General features: G+C 28.6%; 12 protein-coding genes. 9 read left to right on the top strand and 3 right to left on the bottom strand.

Annotated features, from left to right (window positions below; genetic code table 11):
* Nucleotides 1-24: 24 nt before the first annotated feature.
* Nucleotides 25-1,524 carry a DUF2193 domain-containing protein gene (locus MEVAN_RS00775; RefSeq protein WP_011971964.1) on the bottom strand — a complete coding sequence of 500 codons (1,500 nt, stop codon included), beginning with the start codon at nucleotides 1,522-1,524 and terminating at the stop codon, nucleotides 25-27.
* Nucleotides 1,525-1,860: 336 nt separating this feature from the next.
* Here MEVAN_RS00775 and MEVAN_RS00780 point away from each other — a divergent pair, with 336 nt between their 5' ends.
* The 6 genes from MEVAN_RS00780 to MEVAN_RS00805 all read left to right on the top strand — a co-directional run bounded on the left by MEVAN_RS00780 (nucleotide 1,861) and on the right by MEVAN_RS00805 (nucleotide 13,103).
* Nucleotides 1,861-2,868 carry a hypothetical protein gene (locus tag MEVAN_RS00780; protein ID WP_011971965.1) on the top strand — a complete coding sequence of 336 codons (1,008 nt, stop codon included), beginning with the start codon at nucleotides 1,861-1,863 and terminating at the stop codon, nucleotides 2,866-2,868.
* Between the two features lie 128 nt (nucleotides 2,869-2,996).
* The gene (gene trxR, locus MEVAN_RS00785) at nucleotides 2,997-3,905 is read left to right on the top strand and encodes a F420-dependent thioredoxin reductase (protein ID WP_011971966.1); all 909 of its coding nucleotides are present in this window, start codon (nucleotides 2,997-2,999) and stop codon (nucleotides 3,903-3,905) included.
* Nucleotides 3,906-4,202: 297 nt separating this feature from the next.
* On the top strand, nucleotides 4,203-7,430 hold the full coding sequence (locus MEVAN_RS00790) for a helicase-related protein (RefSeq protein WP_011971967.1): 3,228 nt from the start codon (nucleotides 4,203-4,205) through the stop codon (nucleotides 7,428-7,430).
* Nucleotides 7,427-8,122 (top strand): DUF4391 domain-containing protein, encoded by a 696-nt coding sequence (locus MEVAN_RS00795; RefSeq protein WP_011971968.1) that lies wholly within the window; start codon nucleotides 7,427-7,429, stop codon nucleotides 8,120-8,122. The genes MEVAN_RS00790 and MEVAN_RS00795 overlap by 4 nt, the downstream gene beginning before the upstream one ends.
* A 9-nt stretch (nucleotides 8,123-8,131) precedes the next feature.
* A complete protein-coding gene (locus tag MEVAN_RS00800) occupies nucleotides 8,132-10,072 on the top strand; it encodes a site-specific DNA-methyltransferase (RefSeq protein WP_011971969.1) in 1,941 nt (646 codons plus the stop codon).
* Between the two features lies 1 nt (nucleotide 10,073).
* On the top strand, nucleotides 10,074-13,103 hold the full coding sequence (locus MEVAN_RS00805) for a restriction endonuclease (protein ID WP_011971970.1): 3,030 nt from the start codon (nucleotides 10,074-10,076) through the stop codon (nucleotides 13,101-13,103).
* Nucleotides 13,104-13,629: 526 nt separating this feature from the next.
* Here the strand turns inward: MEVAN_RS00805 and MEVAN_RS00810 are convergent.
* Complete coding sequence (locus MEVAN_RS00810; protein ID WP_011971971.1) at nucleotides 13,630-14,106, bottom strand: hypothetical protein; 477 nt, start codon at nucleotides 14,104-14,106, stop codon at nucleotides 13,630-13,632.
* 721 nt (nucleotides 14,107-14,827) lie between these two features.
* Between MEVAN_RS00810 and sucD the strand changes: the two genes are divergently transcribed.
* The 3 genes from sucD to MEVAN_RS00825 all read left to right on the top strand — a co-directional run bounded on the left by sucD (nucleotide 14,828) and on the right by MEVAN_RS00825 (nucleotide 18,711).
* Nucleotides 14,828-15,691 carry a succinate--CoA ligase subunit alpha gene (gene sucD, locus MEVAN_RS00815; RefSeq protein ID WP_011971972.1) on the top strand — a complete coding sequence of 288 codons (864 nt, stop codon included), beginning with the start codon at nucleotides 14,828-14,830 and terminating at the stop codon, nucleotides 15,689-15,691.
* 57 nt (nucleotides 15,692-15,748) lie between these two features.
* Nucleotides 15,749-18,202: a DNA topoisomerase I gene (topA, locus tag MEVAN_RS00820; RefSeq protein WP_011971973.1), complete on the top strand. Its 2,454-nt coding sequence runs from the start codon at nucleotides 15,749-15,751 to the stop codon at nucleotides 18,200-18,202.
* A 290-nt stretch (nucleotides 18,203-18,492) separates the two neighbouring features.
* Complete coding sequence (locus MEVAN_RS00825; RefSeq protein WP_048059113.1) at nucleotides 18,493-18,711, top strand: hypothetical protein; 219 nt, start codon at nucleotides 18,493-18,495, stop codon at nucleotides 18,709-18,711.
* A gap of 21 nt (nucleotides 18,712-18,732) precedes the next feature.
* On the opposite strand, the gene MEVAN_RS00830 is transcribed toward MEVAN_RS00825, so the two are convergent.
* Nucleotides 18,733-19,071, bottom strand: a complete 339-nt coding sequence (locus MEVAN_RS00830; RefSeq protein ID WP_011971975.1) for a DUF3784 domain-containing protein — start codon at nucleotides 19,069-19,071, stop codon at nucleotides 18,733-18,735.
* Nucleotides 19,072-19,304 lie beyond the last annotated feature (233 nt).

The following is a 19,304-nucleotide window of genomic DNA, read 5'->3' on the forward strand; positions in this document are numbered from 1 at the left end:
AAAAAAATTTTAAAAACGGCTTAATTAAACCGCTTCTTTGTACTGGCAGTACTGGTGTCTAAAATCAGCTAAACATGCAGTTGCACAGTCTTTACATACTCTTGCAGGGGCCCCAGGAGTTTCTTTATGTAGTGCAATAATGTTTGTCATTAAAGTTGCAGTTACTGGTTCACTTGTTAAAAGGCATGGATAATCAGAAAGCCTCATGAGTGCTGAAAATCGTACTGTTATTGCACATCCAGGATATGCATACCTTTGAGGATTCATTAAAACCTCATTATTAAATATCGGGTCAAGGTTTACACTAAATTCCCCAACTTTTGGTTTTAATTTATCCCCGCTTCCATTTTTAACCCTTCTAGCTTTATCAATTAATTTCCATCCCCTATATATCATATCCATAAAGTCGTGGTTGTGTAACTCTGCAGCAGCACTTCTCGTAGGATTAAGCTGTACAAAATTATGGAATCGTTTTGTAAGTAAATCTACTACTGTTGGTGCATTAAATCCGTCTAATTCAAGAATACACTCTGTTGCAGCCGCAGTTGACCCTGTTGCAACAGAAAGTACCTGATATTCATTTTTAAAGTTTTTTACATTTTCCCGTAATGTAGTATCCATTACTTCAGATACTGCCTCAATTACGGACATTATAACGTCATCTTTACACATGTTAAAGGTAGATTGTGCAACGTGGTGCGAAATGTCACCTACACAGTAAGCCGGAACCGTTACAATGTTTCCATAATGTACTTCCTGTTCAAGTGCTTCTTTTACGGACTTTTCCATTCTTCTTTTATATTCTGACATGTATTTTCTTACATCAAAACTTTTATGGCCAAAATCATCCATTAATTTTGCCTGTGCATCTATTGGCCTATCATAAACTAATTTAATCATTTCAAGTTCTTCTTTAATTGCCTCATTTACAGATTTTCCTAATTCAATTGCATTTGCAAATTTTTCTCCAAATCCATAAGATGTATTCATCCCCCAAGATTTAGCGGCTAAAATAGCTTGTTTATGGTTTTTAGGAATATCTACGTCTTTTAAAATCTGGTTTACAATATTACTCGTACTTCCAGGTATTAATGCAAAATCTACTACACACGTTGGCCCGTAAAAACCAGCGTATCTGCGTATAACTTCCCGCCCGATTAAAGATTCTGATTTATCTACTGCATCGATAAATTTTTCAACGCTTTTTCTAAATTCCGGGTCTTCTTTATATAATATTTCTAAAATTGCAGGGGTTTGGTAATGTTCAACAAACGGGTCATCTTCTGGCCTTACAGTTTTTGTAAGGTCACAAAGTATATCAAAATGTGCGTTTATTGAATCTTTATGAAGACTAAATACTGCTGGACACTGCCCTGAAACAGGTTCCATTTTATTTGCAACATCAACATAGCTTTTAGCATGTTTTATTTTAAAGTCCTTACCCCGTTTTTCTTTAATAATATTTACATCAGCCCACTGGGCAGCCATGGCTTCATCAACCATTTTTGAAAAAAGTTCTTCCATATTAAATCCCCTCTCTTGATTTAATATTTGGCACTAAAAGTTAAATATGGTATAAAATAATTATTCTAAGTTAAGTCCACACCTAACTATTTTTGCCATATAAAAATATGAATTTTAGGCTATATATCTTTTTTGAAGTATTTTTAAGGGAATAATTAATTAAAAACGAAAACTATATATTTTAGAAAAGTAGTGTAATATTAAGACACAACATTAAACAATATCCAAAACATGATTACTTGAATCAACGTAATTAATTTCTTTTGATATGTAATTTAAAGTATAATTTAAAAAGCCAATATTTAAAAAATTTTTTAAAATTTAAACGGTGGTAATTTGGTATTGTGCCAAAATGACTTTAAAGAAGGTTATTTTAAGCATACGTATCCCCAGTACTGGAGCAGAATAATTGAAAAATATAACCTAAAGTCAGTTAATACTTATGAATTTACGTATTCAAAATCTCATAGATTTATCGGTATGATTGGGGATTTTTTATCTAAAAATATAACTACTGGCCCTTGTTTATTGACCCATAATGAAATAAAGAGTTTAAATACAAAAACGACACCTGAAGAAGTCTCAATAATGTTAAATAGGCACCCTACACTTGAGGACTACGTATCTGTTGCAGTTGAAACTCTCCCAGATTTTAAAAATAACTTAATAATTGAGACGTACGAATATGCAAAATTAATTGAATATAAAACAAATATCGAATTTAAAGAAGCACTCTCGTTAACCAAAAATGCATCAAAAAATCTAATTAGTTATTATGATAAAAAACTAAAAAATTGCAATGTAAAATACCATTTAACGCATAAAAAATTGCAAGATAGTAGATTAAGGGAGTTATCAACTGAATTTAGCGAATATTTTTTAAATAACGGGGAATTATCTAAACGAGGCAAAGAATTAATAAAGGAAAATCCTGAAGAAAGCACTTGGCTTCGAATTAAAGTATCTTTTCTTCCCGAATTTATTGGAAAAGATGAATCAACAATAATTGAGCCTGCGTCAAGTCTTGATGGGATGATTCATTCTTCAATACTTTCAAAAAGTTCCGCAATTGTTACAAGAAGTCCTCAAACTTTAAATAATAAGCCAGTAATGAATGAAGGGAGTGAATTTGAAATTATTTATTTAAACAATGATATTTCAGAAGAATTGAAAAAATTAAATCTTCCAAAAACGAAAAAAACGCAATACGGGTGTCCTGCATATAATATTTTTGCATTTATTGATACTGACGAATTAAAAAGAATTGAGAGAAATTGTGCTGATGAAAACATATTTGACTGTATATCTTATCTAAAAGAGAAACTTGAATCATTTAAGCCATGAATAACTGTAAATTGTTAAGCTATTTAAGATATTTAATATATTGATAATTGGGATATTGGCAAATTTATATATTTTTAAATAAAGAATATTAATTATCATTAATAATGTTAATTATAAAAGGTGGTTTTATGGCTTACGACTTGATAATTATTGGGGGAGGGCCTGCAGGCTTAACGGCAGGAATTTATGCAATGCGGGCTAGGTTAAATGTTTTATGTATTGAAAAAGAAAATGAAGGCGGAAAAATTGCGGAAGCAGGTATAGTTGAGAATTATCCGGGATTTAAATCTATAAAAGGATTTGAACTTGCAGAACAGTTTTCAAAACATGCAGAATACTTTGAATTGCCAATAATGCATGAAGAGGTCATTGGAATAGATACAAAGTCAAAGCCGTATAAACTTACTACGAAAAATGGAATTTATGAAGCTAATTCAATAATTATTGCATCAGGGAGCCACTATAAAAATGTAGGAATCAATGAAGATGATTATTTAGGAAAAGGAGTTTGTTACTGTGTAATGTGCGATGCTTTCTTTTTTATAAATAAAGAAGTAATTGTTCTTGGCCGTGGAACGTCTGCGATAATGGCCGCTTATAATTTAAAAGATATTGTAAAGAAAATTACAATAGTTACAGATAGGCCAAATTTAAAAGCTGTTGAAAAAATAATGGAAGAAAGGTTAGTTGAAATTCCTAACTTAGAAATTATATACAATGCAAAGCCAGTAAAAGTAGTTGGCGAAAATAAAGCTGAAGGAGTAATTGTTTTAATCGATGGAAAAGAACATTTAATTCCTACTGAAGGAATATTTGTAAGTTATGGATACGTTCCAAATACCGAATTTTTAGGAGATACAAATATAGAACTTAAAAAAGGTAATTTTATTAACGTAGATAAAGATTGTAAAACAAATGTTGAAGGAATTTATGCATGTGGTGACGTTACAGGCGGGATTTTACAGGTTTCAAAAGCCGTTGGTGAAGGCGTTACTGCATTTAACAGTGCTTTAACGTATCTTCAAAAAATGCATTAAATATCAAAAATTATTGTTTTTCCATCATTTATTTTTTATTTTGATATTTTTTTGAAACTCCCCAAATTTTTTTATCCATTACAATTTTTGCATTTTCTTCTGTTGTGATACATAAAAAATAGTTCATTTTATCCCCTTAAAATTTGTTAATTAGATTATGTCTAAAAAAGAATTTAAAATAATTGGTTTTATTTTTTAATATTAATAATGTTGAATACGAAAATACTTATTTTATATACCTTCAAAAATATATCTAAATTGGTTTAATTATGACTTTTAGTTTATTTGGTGGGTATTATGACAATCATTGATAATGTGGCCAATTTACTTGGTGATGATTTAAAAAAATCATTAGATAATAAATCAAAAATGAAAATTTGTGCTGCATATTTTTCAATTTATGCATATGCAGAACTCAAAAAAGAACTTGGGTCAATTAAAGAATTTTCCTTTTTATTTAATTCACCTACTTTTTTAAAAGAGGAAAATAAATCGCAAAAAGAATTTTATATAAATCCTGCTGCTAGGGAACGTGCAATTGCAGGGGGCGAATTTGAAATTAAGTTAAGAAATGAATTAAGTCAAAAGGCTATTGCAAAAGAATGTAAAGAATGGATTCAAAAGAAAGGAAAATTTAAATCGTTAAAAAAACATATTCGGTTAAACGACGGCGTATTTATAGAAAACAGCGCCGAATCTATCGCATACCCTGGAGTCATCAGTTTTACTACAGATGGGTTAGGTTATGAAAAAAATGATAACCCTGTAATTACAATGATTCCACAATTGATCGGGGAAAATGCAAAGAAATATATCGATAGTTTTGACCAAGTATGGAATAATAGGGAATTGGTTAAGGATGTAACAGATAAAGTAATTAATTATATTTCGGCAGTGCATAAGGAAAATCCCCCAGAATATCTCTACTTTATTACCCTTTATAATATTTTTAATGAATTTTTAGAAGATATTTCTGAGGATAATATTGCAAACGAAAAAACTGGATTTAAGGATACGGAAATATGGAAAACAATGTATAATTTCCAAAGGGATGCAGTATTGGGTGCAATTAATAAATTAGAAAAATATAATGGATGTATTTTGGCAGATAGTGTAGGTCTTGGAAAAACATATACTGCCCTTGGAATTATCAAGTATTATGAACTTAGAAATAAAAAAGTACTTGTTTTATGTCCTAAAAGGCTTCATGAAAACTGGAATACTTTTGTATCCCCTTACAAAACCAATATTTTAATTAATGATCGTTTTAATTACGATATATTTTACCATACGGATCTTTCAAGAGAAACTGGAACTAGTAATAGTAAAAATTTAAGTCTTGTAAATTGGGGTAATTACGATTTAGTTGTTATTGATGAATCGCATAATTTTAGAAACAACACCGCAAGACGTGAAAAAGAAACTAGATATCAAAAATTAATGAGAAAAATAATAAAAGAAGGCGTTCAAACAAAAGTATTAATGCTCTCTGCGACTCCCGTTAATAATAGATTTTTGGATTTAAAAAATCAGCTTGCGTTAGCATATGAAGGTCAGAGCGAACGTTTCAGTAAAAAAATGGGCCTTGGTAAAAGTATTGATCGAATATTTACTGAAGCACAAACTGCATTTAATGAATGGTCAAAAATAGATGCGGATAAAAGAACTTCTGCTAGACTACTCGAAATGCTTAGTTTTGATTTTTTTGAGGTTTTGGATTCAGTTACAATTGCAAGATCGAGGAAACATATTCTAAAATATTACGATACAAAAGATATCGGATCTTTTCCTCAAAAATTAAAGCCAATAAATAAAGATTTCCAGATAACTGAAATTGAAGATTTCATGACTTTTGAAGAACTTTCTGAAATTTTAAGTTCATTAAATCTTAAAATATATAATCCTTCAGACTATATCCTTCCTGGAAAAAAAGCACATTATGAATCGCTTTATGATACAAAATTATCAGAAAAGTCTTCATTAAAACAAAGTACAAGAGAAACCGGACTTTTAAAATTAATGAAAGTAAACTTATTAAAAAGACTTGAAAGCTCTGTTGAATCATTTAGAATAACTCTTAATCGATTAAATTATAATTTAAAAAATACGCTTGAAACTATTGAAAAATATGAAAATGGGGGAAATAGTAATATACAGTACGATAATTCTGAACTTATTAAAAATGATTCTGATGATGAACTTGAGAACTGTTCGACAATTGGAGATAAAATTAAAATTAATTTATCTGACATGGACTATTTATCGTGGGAAAGAGATTTAAGGGACGACTATGAAAAAATTAATGTTTTGATAACGGAAATTAATAAAATAACACCAAATGAAGATAGTAAGTTAAAAGAACTCATTGAATTAATTGAAAACAAAATAAACAATCCAATAAATAAAGAAAATCAAAAAGTAATTATATTTTCAGCATTTGAAGATACGGTTTATTACATTTACAACAATATTTCAAAATATTTTAATGAAAAATATGGGATAAATTCTGCATGTGTTAGTGGAAGTAATAATAACAGATGTACGTTAAAAATCTCAAAAGAAATGAATAATATTTTAACCCATTTTTCACCAAAATCCAAAAAAATGAGTCAGACGTGTCCAGACGACATTGCAAAAATCGATATTCTAATTGCAACAGACTGTATTTCAGAAGGTCAGAACTTACAGGATTGTGACTATCTGATTAATTATGATATTCATTGGAATCCAGTTAGGATAATTCAAAGATTTGGTAGGATTGATAGAATTGGATCTGAAAATGAAAAAATACAACTGGTTAATTTTTGGCCACCTGTCGATTTAGATGAATATATTAACTTAAAATCAAGAGTCGAAAGCAGAATGCATGCACTGAATCTTGCTGCAACAGGTGAAGAGAATTTACTTGTTGATGAAGATGGAGATCTTGAATATCGGAAAAAACAGTTACTTAAACTTAGAAATGAGGTTATTGAACTTGAAGATATGGATACCGGTGTATCAATCACAGACCTTGGTTTAAACGACTTTAGAATTGACTTAATAAATTATTTCAAAGAACACGGTGAAATTGAAAACGTTCCTTTTGGACTTCATGCAATCGTAAAACAGTCAGAACACTTTAAACCTGGAGTAATATTCATTTTAAAAAATGTAAATGAAAATGTTAATATAAATAATACAAATCGACTGCATCCATTTTACCTTGTTTATGTTTCAGAAGACGGAGATGTTATAACTAATCATTTACAGGTGAAAGAAACACTTGATGCGTTTAGGGCACTCGCAAAAAATAGAAGCGATCCAGATTACGAACTTTGTGATCTTTTTAATAATGAAACAAAAGAAGGGTCCAAAATGGATAAATATTCTGAACTTTTACAAAAATCGATTAAATCAATTATTGAAGTAAAAGAAGAAAGCGATATAAACAGTCTTTTTAGGTCAGGGGGTACCTCAATAGGTAGTGATTCAATAAAAGGACTAAATGATTTTGAACTGATATGCTTTTTGGTGATAAAATGATACATTTCCCAAAAAGCACCGAAGTTTTAAAAAAAATTCCAAAAAATAAATTTTATAATATTGAAAATTGTGAATTGGATAGAAAAACAGTGCAAAAATTTACTGATTACATCGATTCAATTTACATAACAAACAAAATTTCAAAACATACGATAAATATAAATCCAACTAAAAATTTTGAAGAATTACTTGTTTTTCAAGTGAATTTAAAGGATAAAAAATATTTTGAAAAAATTGAAGAATTACTCGAAATTATAGATAAATTTATCCCTTATCCGATACTTTTTCAAATAATACATAATGATTACAAAATTTATAAAATTGCGCACAAAACAAAGAATAAAATCGATTCAAATAAATGTATTGTTGATATTTATTTAACAAAAGAAAATTTTGACACAGAAAACTCAAATATGCTCTTTAATTCAAATAACCTAGATATATTTTATGAAAGGCTTTTAAAATTATTTTTAGATGATTTTAAAATTCCCAATACTTTTGAGGATAATGACGATCATCCTGAAGAACGTAGTTTTGAAATTGAAAAGTCAATTGAAAACTATAAAAAATTTAGAGAAAGATATAAAGAACTTGAAATTTTAGAAAAAAAAGTTTTAAAAGAAAAGCAACCTGATAAACAGTTTAAAATTTATAACGAAATAAAACGAATTAAAAAAGAATTGGAAAAATAAGGGGAAAAAATGGATATTGAAAAATTACCGCTGAAAACTGAAAATTTAGTAACTGAAAATGTATTAAAATTAGGTGAAATTTTTCCAGAAATTTTAACTGAAATTGAAAAAGATGGGAAATCAATTAAAACAATTAATTTGGAAAAACTAAAAGAATTGGTTGGCGACTATGCAGATAAAAATTCTGAAATTTATGAACTGACGTGGGCAGGAAAACAAAATGCGAGAAGAGTTGCAACTGAAAGTACAACAAATACCCTTAGACCAGTAATTGAAGACTCTGTTGACTTTGAAAATACTGAAAATTTATACATTGAAGGAGATAATTTAGAAGTTTTAAAAATCCTAAGAAAATCATATTCAAATTCAATTAAATGTATCTACATCGATCCACCATATAATACTGGAAAAGACTTCGTTTACAAAGATAATTTTTCAATGAGTAAAGAAGATTATGAAGCAGAAGCAGGAGCAATAGACGAAGAAGGAAACAGACTAATTAAAAATACGGGAACTGATGGAAGATTCCACAGTAACTGGTTAAACATGATGTATCCAAGATTGCAACTTGCATATAAACTTCTAAAAAAAGATGGAGTTATCTTCATATCTATTGATGACAACGAAGTTGATAATCTAAAAAAAGTGTGTAATGAAATATTTGGGGAAAATAACTTTATTGCTCAATTAGTTTGGGAGAATAAAGAAGGAGGAGGAAGTTCAGATAGTAAATTTTTCAGAATAAAACACGAGTATATTTTAGTATATACAAAATCGATTGAATTAGCTGAACTTAAAGGAGAGTTCAAAAAAGAAGATTCCTCATACGCCTATTCAGATGAGTTTGTTGAAGAAAGAGGAAGATATAAGTTAATTAAACTTAATAGTTTTAGCATACAGTATTCAAAATCATTAGATTATGAAATTGAAATGCCGAATGGTGAGAAGGTAACCCCTTCAGAAAATGGCAAAAGAGGTTGTTGGAGATGGTCAAAAACTAAATTTGAATGGGGCATCAAGAATAATTTCATAGAATTTAAAGAGAATACTGATGGAAAACTATGGGTATATACTAAACAATATTTTAAATTAGATCATAATGGTAATCCAATAACAAGATCAGTCCCTCATAGAGGAGTTATAGCTAAATATTCCAGTACTCAAGCGACAAAGCAAATGGAAAAAATATTCGGTAAAAAAATGTTTGATTATTCTAAGCCTTATGATTTGATACAATTTCTTGGTTTATTGGCTACCGATAAAGACGACACAATCCTTGACTTCTTCTCAGGATCAGCAACTACTGCTCATGCAGTTATGCAACTAAATGCTGAAGATAATGGAAGTCGTAAGTTCATTATGGTTCAATTACCTGAAGAAGTAGAGGAAGGAACTGAGGCTTTTAAAGCAGGATATAAAAACATCTGTGAAATAGGTAAAGAAAGAATAAGAAGAGCTGCTAAAAAAATCCAAGAAGAAAATAGTGATAAGGATTTATCCAATGTTGATTTTGGATTTAGAGTATTTAAATTGGATGAATCAAACATGAAAGATACATATTACAGCCCTGAAAAAATTACGCAGACCACATTGATTAATTTCAAAGATACGATTAAAGAAGACAGAACTGAAGAAGATTTGATTTACCAAGTTCTTTTGAACATGGGAATTCCAATTTCTGCAAAAATCGAAATTAATACAATACAAAATAAAAAAGTATTTGTTATAAATTCTGGCTGGTTAGTTGGGTGTTTTGATCAGAACATTGATTTAAATTTAATTAGAGAATTAGCCGAAATAAAATCAGAAATTTCTGGATTAAAACCAAAATTCGTATTTAGGGAATCTTCATTTAAAAACGATTCAGAAATGATTAATACAATGGAATATTTAAAAACAAAATTATTCAAGACCGATGCTGAACTTAAATCAAACGTTAAGGTGATTTAAGTTGAAACATTTGCATTATAAAAAGCAGGACTTTCAAGAACATGCAGTAAATGCAGTCTGCGATATTTTTGAAGGGGAAATGGGTGCAGTTTCAAAATATATTTTGGATAAAGAAAAATCAAATTTAAAAGACTGGACTGGAACCGACAAAAATATCTACGCATTTAGAAATGAAAAAATTAATCTTTCAAATGAACTCCTTTTGAAAAACATAAATGAAATTCAAAAAAGAAATGGTATTTTTGGAAGTGAAGTTGCTGAATCAATGGATAAAGCTAATTTAAATATAACTATTGAAATGGAAACTGGAACTGGAAAAACCTATACATACATTAATACAATTTTTGAATTGAATAAAAGATACAACTGGACTAAATTTATTATCGTAGTTCCAAGTATCGCAATTCGAGAAGGTGTTTATAAATCATTTGAAGATATGGAAGAACATTTTTTAGCGATATATGGTAAAAAAATAAATTATTTTGTATTCAATTCATCAAAAATAAACGATGTAATGAGTTTTGCACGAGATGACGGAATTAATGTAATGATTATCAATAATCAGGCTTTTAATAAAACTGAAAGTAATACAATACATAATTCTAATAATGAATATGGTGTTGCACCTATTGAATACATCAATACCACAAACCCGATAATGATAATTGACGAACCCCAATCTGTTGAGGGTAAGGGAAAAACCAAAACAAAAGATGTTTTAAGCGAATTTAAACCATTATTTACTTTAAGGTACTCTGCAACACATAGGGAATTATATACGCTTGTTTACAGGTTAGATGCAGTAGATGCATTTAACAAAAAACTGGTTAAACGAATTGAAGTTAAGGGAATTGAAGTTAAAGGTGGAAATGCAACACATGGCTACTTTTTAGTCGATGAAATATTAACCAGCAAGGGTAACCCAAAAGCAAGAATTGAAATTGATATTTCAACATCCAAAAGACAGTTAAAAAAAGTAGAGGATGGCGACAATATTTATGAAAAATATGCACAATTAGAACAATATAAAGATTGGGTTATCGATAAAGTTGACGGAAGAAATAATTGTGTTGTTGTAAGAACACCTGAAGGAGATAAAACATTTGATCAAGGCGTAATTTATGGAAAACCTGATAAAATGTATCAAAGAAGAATTCAAATTAGGGAATTGATAAAATCCCACCTAAATAAAGAATCTATGAATTACAAAAACGGGATAAAAACAATATCTCTTTTCTTTATTGACGAAGTTGCAAAATATAGACAATATGCTGATGACGGAAATCAAGTAAATGGTGAATATGCTGAAATTTTTGTTCAGGAATATACTTCAATAATTTCAGAATTTTTAGAAGAAAATCCCGAATTAAATGATTATTTGGGAAAAATTTCAGTAGATGATACACATAAAGGATACTTTTCAATTGATAAAAAATCTAAACAACTTAAAAATCCAGATTTAAAAGGTAAGGGGAAAGAAAAAACTTGTAGTGACCCCGATACTTTTGAATTAATTATGAAAGATAAAAAAAGACTGCTTGATCTTAAAAACCCAGTCCGGTTTTTGTTTTCCCACTCAGCACTTAAAGAAGGTTGGGATAACCCAAACGTTTTCCAAATTTGTATATTAAGAGATAATGAATCTACCGAAATAAAACGAAGACAAGAAGTCGGCCGTGGGTTAAGACTTTGTGTAAACCAAAATGGGGAAAGAATAGACAGTAGTTTTGAAGGAATTGATGTAGATAAAACAAATGTACTTACAATTATTGCAAATGAATCTTATGAATCCTTTGCAAACGCATTGCAGTCAGAATTTAATGAAAGTTTAAAAATTAGGCCTACTAAATTTAGTGTCGAATTCCTTAAAACCCAGAATATTAATGGAACACAAATATCTCCGGATTTAGCAAATAAAATTCACTATTCATTTGTAATAAATCAGTATTTAACTGAAGATAATGAATTTACGGAAAAATTCAGAACTGATTTGGAAACTAACGATATAAAAATCTCTGAATCATTAAAAGAGTATTCTAAAGAAATTATTGAACTATCTAAAAAAGTAGTAAACAATAAAATAGATATAAGTAAGGCATCTGGAAAATCGGACGTACGATCACACATAAAACTTGAAAAATTAAATGATCCCGAATTTGACAAATTGTGGAATTATATAAGTACTAAAAGTTATTACACAGTGGATTTTGATACAAAAGAATTGATTAAAAATTCAGTAGCTAAAATCAATGAAAAATTGACTGTAAGTTCAGTATATGTAGAATTACGTACCGGAATAACAAAAAAAGAACATGAAAATACTGTTGAATTTGAAGAAAAAAAGTTAGATACTATTTCAGTAGAAAATGCCATCTCAAAAAACATTAAATTTGATTTAATTTCACAGATTGTTGACAAAACAAGGCTTACAAAAAATACAATTATTGAAATATTAACCAATATAACGCAGGAAAAATTTGAATGTTTTAAGAAAAATCCGGAAGAATTTATAAAAAATATTTCAAATTTGATAAATCACGAAAAAGCAGTAATCATTGAAAATAATATCGTATACCATAAAGCTGATGAAAAAATTCCAAAAGATATTTTTGAAAATATTTTAAAATTAAACCCTGAAAAGTATATTGAAACGCCAAATAATTATCTTTATGATAAGTTAGAGTACGATTCAGTGGATCCAGAAAAGAAAATAGGGGAAGAAATGGATATTTATAATAATCTAATAGTATTTACAAAACTTCCTAAAAATAAATACAATATTGAAACACCAGTTGGTAAATTTAGTCCGGATTGGTTAATGGTATTTAAAAAAGATACTGTTTCGCACGCTTACTGTGTTTTTGAATCTAAAGGAAGTTTAGTTGAAGCTGACCGGCGAGAAATTGAAAATATAAAAATAGACTGTGCAAAAAAACATTTTTCAGCAATATCGAATGAAAAAATTATATTTGATGCAGTTACCAGCGTAGATAATGTAATTGACTCTATAAAACCAAAAGCTACAGTATAGTCACAAAATCTTAAGTAAAAAATATTTTTTAAATTTTTTATGGAATCAATATCGTAAAAATAAAATTGAAAAATAGTTATTTTATCAAAACCTTTCAGACAGTAAACTAACCAATTCATCACCTAAACTGACTTTTTGAAACGTCTGTTTTATAATCAATTAATTCTAAACCCGTAATTATTTTTTCCAAGTTTTAGTTATTCCCTATCCAAATAGATGTTATCTAATTCAATTTTGTAGCCGTATTTTGTTTTAATATTGAGCTTTTTAAGACTCGACAGAAAAGTTTAATTCACTGCTTATTCTGAAGATTTTATTTATAATAAAATATTGCTAAAATTATCATTTTGATTAAAAGTTAATTCAAAAAAACAAAATAAAACTGTTTTATATCTTTGTTATATAAATAATCCTTAACCTCAATTAATCAAGGTATTATATATCGACCAGTGTTTAAATTTAAAAATATAAATGGCTTTTAAAAATGAATTAATTAATTAAAAGTAATAATTTAATTAAAAAAGCATTATAATTCTATTATTCCTTTTGAAAGTGCAACTTTTAAAAAAACCTCTTTTATCACATGCATGATTTCAGGGTGGGGTATTAAATAAGCATAAAGCTTTTCAAATCCATCTTCACTTTTCAAATCTTGCTGGTAATCGCTTATCTTATACTTTAAGGTACCCTCTGAATTTTTCCATAGTGAAAACTTAACATAATTTTTAGGAGACGGGTCGGATACTTCCATTTGTTTATATCTTCTCATGACCATTACAGCGTTTCTTTCATCTTTTGTTAGATTTTGAAGTCCTATTTCTTTTTCAAGTAGTCGATATATAAACATTGCTTGACATGCAAGTTTTGCGTAAATATAAGGATCCATATTTTCAAGGCCTTTTTTTTCAAATTCTGAATATTTTATAAAATATTTTAATATAACAGAAGACGTGTTTCTTGCACTTGAATAGCATTCATCAAAAATTTCATAGCATTCATCCATATTATCTCACGCAAATAAAAAATTGTTATGATTTTAAATTTAATAAACTAATTAACCAAAAAATAAAACACGGCATTTATATAACCTATTTTTTTATAGTATTTAAAATTATATATCTAATATGCTATAAGTTATATGCTATAAGTTATTAAAAAATTAAAAATAATTAAAAAAGTTTACTATACGAAAATTATTTTAGCCATACATATTTTTTATTAAATATGTTTTATCGAATAATAAAATATATTTTCTTTTAATACAATTTAATCAAAAAGTTCTTATACCATATTAAGTAATTATTTTTGTTGGAATTATTCGTAAAATATTTTTTACGGATTTTACTAGCAACATTATAGTGTGTATGAAAGTTTTGATTAAATTTACCTTTGAAAACATTTGAAATTTATACTACTTTAATAGAATAAATAATTAAATATGGTAAACTTTGATTTTTAGGTAGATTTTATAAAAATAGTGACCTTTTGAGGTTTTTAAAAATCTCAATTACTATTTTAGTATTGTACTTTAGTATTGTACTCCATATTATCGTATTTTACAAAATAGTTTAAAATAAATTCTTTTTTCCAATTTGATTTTTTAGAGTTTCTAGTGTTTAAACAACGAATATTTATATATTATATACCAATATGTGAATATTAATAGATATTTTAATATTAAGGTGCCTTTGAAATTTATTTTATTTCAGCTACGAGGTGAAATATTGATACTTTTAGACGAAAACACTAGAGCAGTTGTTCAGGGAATTACGGGAAATCAAGGGCGATTTCACACACAAAATATGCTTGAATGTAAAACAAATATTGTTGCTGGAGTCACACCTGGAAAAGCAGGTCAAGATGTTTACGGAATTCCAGTTTACGATACGGTACTTGAAACTGTTGAAAAATACGACGTAAATGCATCAGTTATATTTATTCCCGCACCATTTGTAAAAGATGCGGCATATGAAGCAATTGATGCAGGAATAGAACTTGTAACAATTATTACCGAACACGTGCCAATCCAAGATTCAATGGATATAGTTTCATACGGAAAAAAACACGGCGTAAATATAATTGGGCCAAATACTCCTGGCTTAGCATCTCCAAAAGTGGGAAAACTTGGAATTATCCCAATGAATATCCTAAAAGAAGGAAATATTGGAATGATTTCAAGAAGTGGTACTTTAACATATGAAATTGCAAGTCAGCTTACAATTTCAGGGCATGGCCAATCAACTTGCGTTGGAATTGGTGGAGACCCGGTAACTGGTTTAAGGTACATTGAAGTTTTAGAAATGTTCGAAAAAGACCGTGAAACTGATGCAATTATTATGGTTGGAGAAATTGGTGGAAATGCAGAAGAAAATGCTGCAGAGAAAATGGTTTCAAAGATGAAAAAACCAGTAATTTCATATATTGCAGGACAATCTGCTCCTGAAGGAAAAAGAATGGGCCATGCAGGTGCAATTATTGAAAAAGGCGTTGGAACTGCAAAGAGTAAAATGGAAGCACTTGAAAATTCTGGTGCATATGTTGCAAAAAGAATTTCTGATATTCCACTTATTTTAAAAGAAATTATTTAAATAGCTTTTTTATAATTTTTATTATCTATTATTTTATTAATTTAAAAAGTGAAAATTATGACCGGACTAATTATTTGTGAAAAGCCAAATGTTGCTAAAAAAATTGCTGAAGCCCTTGGAAAGCCAAAGAAAAAGTCCCACAATTCTGTTCCATATTATGAACTTGAAAGGAATGGGGAAGATATAATTGTAGCTTCCGCCGTAGGTCATCTATATACGCTACAGGAAAAAGAAAAGACAAAATTTGGCGATTATCCAGTATATGATATAGAATGGGTTCCAGCATCAACTCTTGACGATAAAAAGTACATTCAAAAATATATTGACACACTTAAAAAGGTTTCAAAAGAGGCCAGCAAGTTTTACGTTGCAACGGACTTTGATATAGAAGGGGAATTGATTGGATACCATGCATTATCTCATGCATGCGGTCAAAAAAATGCACATAGATTAAGATTTTCAAGTTTAACGAAAAAAGAAATCATAAAATCCTTTGAAAATCCAAACCAGATCGATTTTGGACTTGTTGATGCAGGGGATAGTCGGCATAAAATAGACTGGTATTTTGGTATAAATGTATCAAGGGCATTAATGCAGGCGGTAAGCTCCGCTAAAAGATGGAAAACATTAAGTACAGGGCGTGTTCAAGGGCCGGCACTTGCATTTTTAGTTGACAAGGAAATTGAGATTAAAAATTTTATTCCAACGCCATATTGGGTACTTGAAGCAGTTTTAGATAATAATTTAAAAGCACTACACGAGTTAGAAAAATTTACTGACGAAAAACGTGCAAAAGAAGCTTATGAAAAAGTAAAAAATGAAAAAGAAGCACTTGTTACAGAAATTAAGAAAACTCTAAAAAGTATCCCTCCAAACGTTCCTTTTGATTTAGGAGCATTACAACGGGAAGCGCATAATGTATTTCGATTTTCACCTAAAAAAACACAAGAAGTTGCTCAGAAACTTTATGAAAAAGGATATTGTTCTTATCCAAGGACTAGTTCTCAAAAGCTTCCAGATGATAAGGCTTATATGGACGAAGTTTTGAAAAATCTCTCTAAAAACAAAGAATACAGTAAATACATTGAATTAATTTTAAGTGAAGGTAGAAAACCAGTAGATGGTAAAAAAGACGATCCTGCACACCCTGCAATTCACGCAGTAGATGTTCCAAAAGAAAATTTACCGGATGATGAATTAAAACTTTATGAACTTATTGCAAGGCGTACTATTGCACTTTATTTGGATGATGCAAAACGGGAATACTCAAAAATAAGTCTTGAAATTAACGGGGAACCATTTAAATTAAACGGTTCAAGAACTATCGAGGAAGGATGGCATGAACTATACTACTTTACAAAATTCGATGAAATAGAACTTCCAACATTAAAGAAAAAAGATTTGCTAAGAATAAATGAAATAGCTTTTGAAGAAAAGGAAACTAAGCCACCTAAACGGTACACGATGGCTTCAATTATTAAGGAACTTGAAAAAAGAACACTTGGAACAAAGGCTACTAGGGCTGACATTTTAGAAAAATTAACAAAAAGAGGATACGTAATTGATGATGGTTCTTTAACTGTAACTGAACTTGGAATAGGAGTTACTGAAACTTTAAGGAAATTCTGTCCAGAAATTGTTGAAGAAACTCTTACAAGGGATTTAGAAAATAAATTAGAATTGATACAAGATAAAAAAATTAAAAAAGAAACAGTAATTAAAGAAACTAAAGACAAATTAACAAAAATATTGGGCGAATTTAAGTTAAAAGAAAAAGAAGTAGGAAATGAATTAGTTGAAAAGCTCGATTCTACAAACCGGTCAATGCAAGTTATTGGAAAATGTAAATGTGGCGGAGACATGATAATTATTCGCACAAAAGGTAAAAAAAGGTTTGTTGGATGCAGTAATTATCCAGAATGTGAAATAACATTCCCTATTCCACAAAAAGGAAGAATTAAGGTAATAAATGAAGTTTGTAAAACTTGTGAAAACCCTATTATCGGTCTTGATTCAATAAAAATATGTGTAAATCCAGACTGTAAAACAAGAATTTCCGAAGAAGATAGAAAAGAAATGGAAAAAGCAGCCCTTGAAGAAAAAAGTTGTCCAAAATGTGGCGGAAAATTATCAATAAAAAAAGGGCCTTATGGTGTATTTAGGGGATGTGAAAACTATCCAAAATGTAAATATACTGAAAAATTAAACGGAGAATCGAATGAAAAAGAAGTTATTGGAAAATGCCCAAAATGTGGAAATGACCTTTTGAAACGGAAAGGTAGGTTTGGGGATTTTATCGGATGTAGTAACTATCCAAAATGTAGATACACTGAAAAAATAGAAAAGAAAAAAGAAGGGGATTTAGAGGATAAAATAGAAGTAACGAAGGAAAAAGTAAAGGCTAAAGAAACTTTAAAATCTGAAAAAAACCTAGATAAAACCTTAGATAATCCAAAACCTAAACGTACAAAAACTGCATCAAAAAAGAAAAAAGAAGAGCTTAAAAATTAATAATATTTATTTCATTACCGTTTTTTGTGTTTTTAGCAGGTTTTAAAAAATTTTTAATAGAGTTTATTGAACATCTCTTTAAATTTTATTTCTTAAAAACAAACCCGATGCTAAATTTGGCATTTTTTTTAGAAATATTTAAATCAAATCAATTAAGTAAATTAATTAGGTAAATTAATTGTATGCTAAGTTATGTTAAATAACCTAAATCATAAAAAAATTATTTTTTAATGTTTTTAATGTTTCTAATTTGGATTTTAGATTTAGTTAAAAACTTAAGAGGCAATTTTATGAAAAATTCAGATAATGAAGATTTAGTTTTTGATAATCGAATAGTTCCAAATTCTAAGAGGGACTTTACAACCGTTGGAATAAACTGTCCAAATTGTAATTTTTTTATAAAAGTTTCAATTTCAGAACTGTTAACTTCTGAAATTACCTGTCCGGCATGCAATAATACTATGAAGTTAGAAAAGCCTAAATATATAGATTTTGAAAACTTTAAATGATAAATAACTAAATTTAAAAGTTTATTTCAATTTTTTAAACCGTTTTCCAGTATTCAGGTATATAAGTGAGGCCATTATAACTATAACAAATAATATCATCCCAAAATCTAAAATATGCCTAAAATAAGCTATATTTATTAATTTAAATATTCCAATAGAAAATAAAATTCCTGAAAGTACAAATAACAAATTTCCAACAAAATTACATAGTTTAACTTCATCGTACTTTGCCTTTTCTTCTTTTGATGAGGTATTATATCCTGAAATTAAGAAACTGGCTTTTTTAATTCGTATTGCAAAGCCTAAAGCTGCTAAAATTAACGCATTTATAAAAAATATTATTTCAAATATAAATTCCATAATTCTCACTTTTTCAAATTTTTTTAGCAACACTTCATTCAATACTAAATGTTAATAAAGTATTCCATTTCTTTTTGAGAGTACTAACAAGATTTAAAAATTATCGAATACTGAGAATTTTAGAATTGAACGTGAAAATAAAACAATAAAAAATAATTTAAAAATAATTTAAAAAATAAAACAACTAACAAAACTTAGGTAAAATAGATAAAATAGATAAAATAAATTCAAAA

It is taken from the genome of Methanococcus vannielii SB (genome assembly GCF_000017165.1).
GTDB lineage: Archaea > AGJL01 > Methanococci > Methanococcales > Methanococcaceae > Methanococcus > Methanococcus vannielii.